Source organism: Kitasatospora putterlickiae (assembly GCF_039527695.1).
GTDB lineage: Bacteria > Actinomycetota > Actinomycetes > Streptomycetales > Streptomycetaceae > Kitasatospora > Kitasatospora putterlickiae.
The window spans coordinates 512-4,671 of sequence record NZ_BAAAKJ010000056.1 but is presented as its reverse complement, the minus strand read 5'-3'; the positions used below and the strand labels follow the sequence as shown (position 1 = coordinate 4,671).

Sequence of the window (4,160 nt, the reverse complement as noted above, 5' to 3'; positions counted from 1 at the left end):
GGCGGACGCGCGGCGGATCGTGCTGCTGGACGTGACCGAGGCCTGACGGCCCAGGCGCGGCTCAGGTGCGGCTCGGGCGCGGCTCACGCCTGGAGCGAGGCCAGCGTGACGATGGTGATGTCGGACGGCGCGCCGACCCGGACCGGCGGCCCCCAGGCACCGGCGCCGCGCGTCACGTAGAGCTGGGTGTCGCCGTAGCGCTCCAGCCCGGCGACCGTGGGGTTGGCCAGCTCCGCCAGGAAGTTGCCCGGCCAGAGCTGCCCGCCGTGGGTGTGGCCGGAGAGCTGGAGGTCGACGCCGTGCCGGACCGCGTCGTGGATGGTGACCGGCTGGTGGGAGAGCAGCACGGCGGTACGGGCGGGGTCGCGGTCGCCGAGCGCCTTGCCGAAGTCGGGGCCGTCCCCCTTCCGCTCGCCGGCGATGTCGTTGATCCCGGCCAGGTCGAAGCCGCCGAGCTCCACCCGGGCGTTCTGCAGGGGGTGGACGCCCAGCTCGCGGACGAAGTCCACCCAGGGCGCCGCGCCGGAGAAGTACTCGTGGTTGCCGGTGACGAAGAACGCGCCGTCCGGGGCCCGCAGCTGCGCCAACGGTTCCGCGTCGCGGCCGAGTTCGGGCACCGAGCCGTCGACCAGGTCGCCGACGATGGCGATCAGGTCGGGCTTCGCGGCGTTGATGGTGTTCACGATCCGCTGGGTGTGGGCGCGGCCGAGGATCGGGCCGAGGTGGATGTCGCTGACCACGGCGATCCGGTACCCGTGGGCGCGGGCCGGCAGCTTGGCGAGCGGGACGGTGACCTGCTTGAGCCGCGGTCCGCGCAGCACGCCGTAGGCACCGGTACCGACCACGGCCGCCGCCGTGCCGGAGGCGCCGATCGCGATCGCCCGGGCGACGAACAGGCGCCGCTCCGGCGAGGGGGCGGCGGCCGGGGAGGCCGGGGAATCGGCCGGCGACCCCTCGGCTGACGGATCGTCATCCTCCTTGGCCGGCACGGCCGCGACGGTCTCGGCGCGCCGGGACGGCAGGCGCAGCAGCAGCGGCCGCAGCAGTTCGCCGACGGCGAGCGCCATCATCAGGTACAGCAGGACCGCGAGCCACAGGAAACCCGGCCAGGCGAACCAGCGCTGGACCGGTATCGGGAACAGCCGGTTGCCGAGCAGCGCGCCGACCGCGAGGACCGGAAGGGCCACGGCGAGCACCGTGCCGGCCCGGCGCCAGAGTCCGCCGGGCGCCGAGACGTCGCGCACCAGCCTCCGCCAGAGGTACCGGTGGATGAGGATCAGCAGGGCGAGAACGAGAAGGGCGCCGAGCACCACGAGGACGATCATCACGCGGCCAGTATGGACGGCCGCCTGACAAACCCCGCCGGAGGGGCCCAACTTGCTGCCGCTGCGTCAGATTTGAGCTTTCCGCTAGGCCATTTAACCCGCACTGACCAGGCCTTTTGTGTTCGCTCAACGAACATTTGCCGGTGCCTTGTTCCGATAGCCGGAGGTAGCGGCTAGGTTGCACCGCAATGCGCGGATCCGTCCCCCACCCTCCGGCGTTCGAGCCGAGGGTCAGGCCGCGCTGGAAAGGCACAGGGCACCCTCACGATGCGTGCGGACACCACCACCCAGGCCGGTTCCCCGCCGGCCGGCTCCTCCGCGGTCTCCAGCGGACACGGCCACGGCGGCGACGGCCACCTGAAGGCCGGACTCAAGAACCGCCACCTGTCGATGATCGCCATCGGCGGCGTGATCGGCGCGGGCCTGTTCGTCGGCTCCGGCGCGGGCATCGCCACCACCGGCCCCGGCATCCTGCTCTCCTACGCGCTGGCCGGCGTGCTGGTCGTCCTGGTCATGCGGATGCTCGGCGAGATGGCCGCGGCCGACCCGCAGAGCGGCTCCTTCTCGGCGTACGCGGACCGGGCGCTCGGCCGCTGGGCCGGGTTCACCATCGGCTGGCTGTACTGGTTCTTCTGGGTGGTGGTGCTGGCCGTCGAGGCCACCGCCGGCGCGAAGATCCTCAACAACTGGATGCCGGGCGTTCCGCAGTGGGCCTTCGCGCTGATCGTGATGGCCGTGCTGACCGCCACCAACCTGGGCTCGGTCGCCTCCTACGGCGAGTTCGAGTTCTGGTTCGCCGGGATCAAGGTGGTGGCGATCGCCGCCTTCCTGGTGGTCGGCACGCTGGCCGTGTTCGGCCTGCTGCCGGGCACCGACGCGGTCGGCACCGCGAACCTGGTCGGCCACGGCGGCTTCCTGCCGCACGGCGTGGGCGCGGTGTTCACCGGCATGCTCACCGTCGTCTTCGCCTTCATGGGCAGCGAGATCGTCACCCTGGCCGCCGGCGAGTCCGAGGACCCGGAGAAGGCGGTCAGCAAGGCGACCAACAGCGTCATCTGGCGGATCGGGATCTTCTACCTCGGCTCGATCCTGCTCGTGGTCACCCTGCTGCCGTGGGACTCCGCCGCCGTCAAGGGCAGCCCGTACGTGGCGGTGCTGGAGCACGTGGGCATCCCGGGCGCCGGCCGGGTGATGGACGTGATCGTGCTGACGGCCGTGCTGTCCTGCCTCAACTCCGGCATGTACACCGCCTCCCGGATGGCCTTCTCGCTCGGCCGGCGCGGCGACGCGCCGAAGGCCTTCGCCACGGTGACCAAGCGCGGCGTGCCGCGGGTGGCGATCCTCTCCTCGGTGGTGTTCGGCTTCGTGGCGGTGTTCTTCAACTACACCTCGCCCGACACCGTCTTCGCCTTCCTGCTGAACTCGTCCGGCGCGGTGGCGCTCTTCGTGTGGCTCGTGATCTGCTTCTCCCAGCTCCGGATGCGCCGGATCATCGAGCGCGAGTGCCCGGAGCGGCTGACCGTCCGGATGTGGCTGTACCCGTACCTCACCTGGGCCGCGATCGGCATGATCGGATTCGTGGTGGCGTACATGTTCACCGACGCCGACGGTCGGAAGCAGATGTACCTGTCGCTGGTCGCCGCGGGCATCGTGCTGGCGGCGTCGGCCGTGGTGGGCCGCCGGCGGCGGGCCGCGGCGGTGGCTCCGGCATCCTGAGCCGGCGCGCAGTACCGCCCGCGGACACCGGGCCCGGGAGCCGTTGCGGAGGCTCCCGGGCCCGGACCCGTTTTCCGGTGCCGTTCCGTGACGGGGCGGACATGACCCGGCGATGCCGCGCCCCCTACCCTTTCCCCTCATGCGAGATCTTGCAGCGGGGATGGGGTACCTGGCCAAGGGCCAGAAGTGGGTGGGGCGGCACGGCCGCTGGTGGGCGTTCGGGATGATCCCGGCGCTGATCACACTGGCGGGTTACGCGGTGGCGCTGTTCTTCCTCGGCGGCTGGGCCGGGGACGTCGCCGAGTGGGCCACCCCGTTCGCCGACTCCTGGTCCTCGCTCTGGCAGGACCTGCTGCGCACCACGCTCGCCGCGGTGGTGTTCGTCGGCGGGCTGCTGCTGTCGGTGCTCACCTTCACGGCGGTCACGCTGCTGGTCGGCCAGCCGTTCTACGAGGAGCTGTGCGAGAAGGTCGACGAGACCGAGGGCGGCGCGCCGACCCCGCCGGACGTGCCGCTCTGGCGGGAGCTGGTGGTGGCGGCCCGGGACAGCCTCTTCGTACTGGTGCGGGCCGGCGGCTTCGGCGTGCTGCTGTTCGGGGCCGGGTTCATCCCGGTGATCGGGCAGACCGTGGTGCCGGTGCTGGGCTTCCTGGTCTCCGGCTTCTTCCTCACCCTGGAGCTGACCTCGGTCGGTCTGCAGCGGCGCGGGGTGGCGCGGCGCGAGCGGCTGCGGCTGCTGCGCGGGCGGCTCGGGCTGGCCCTCGGCTTCGGGGTGCCGCTGGTGCTGGCGTTCCTGGTGCCGCTGGTGACCGTGGTCGCCATGCCGGGCGCGGTGGCCGGTGCCACGCTGCTGGCCCGCGACCTGGTGCCGGTCGAGGAGGAGCCGTCGTCGCCGGAGGACGGCGAGGGCGACGGGGAGCCGGACGCGCCGGCCGTCCCGGACCTGCCGGAGTACGGCGCGCAGCGGCCGGTGGACGGCAACCCGTACGCCGACGGCCCGGCCGGGGGCAACCCCTACGCCGCCGCCCCGCACCCGGTGGAGCCGAACCCGTACCGCGGCGCGTGAGCGCCCCGTCACCCTGGGTCCGGCCGGGCGCGGTCCGCGTGTGAGGCCCCCCA

The 4,160-nt window shown here is 72.7% G+C and carries 3 protein-coding genes; 2 read left to right on the top strand and 1 reads right to left on the bottom strand.

Annotated features, from left to right (window positions below; all coding sequences use genetic code 11):
* Nucleotides 1-83 precede the first annotated feature (83 nt).
* Nucleotides 84-1,325, bottom strand: coding sequence for a metallophosphoesterase (locus ABD308_RS06480; protein WP_344328842.1), 1,242 nt, complete (start codon nt 1,323-1,325; stop codon nt 84-86).
* A gap of 267 nt (nt 1,326-1,592) precedes the next feature.
* Here ABD308_RS06480 and ABD308_RS06475 point away from each other — a divergent pair, with 267 nt between their 5' ends.
* Entirely contained in the window at nt 1,593-3,041 is a 1,449-nt protein-coding gene (locus tag ABD308_RS06475; protein ID WP_344328582.1) for an amino acid permease, read from the top strand.
* Nucleotides 3,042-3,180: 139 nt separating this feature from the next.
* Nucleotides 3,181-4,107 carry an EI24 domain-containing protein gene (locus ABD308_RS06470; protein ID WP_344328570.1) on the top strand — a complete coding sequence of 309 codons (927 nt, stop codon included), beginning with the start codon at nt 3,181-3,183 and terminating at the stop codon, nt 4,105-4,107.
* Nucleotides 4,108-4,160 lie beyond the last annotated feature (53 nt).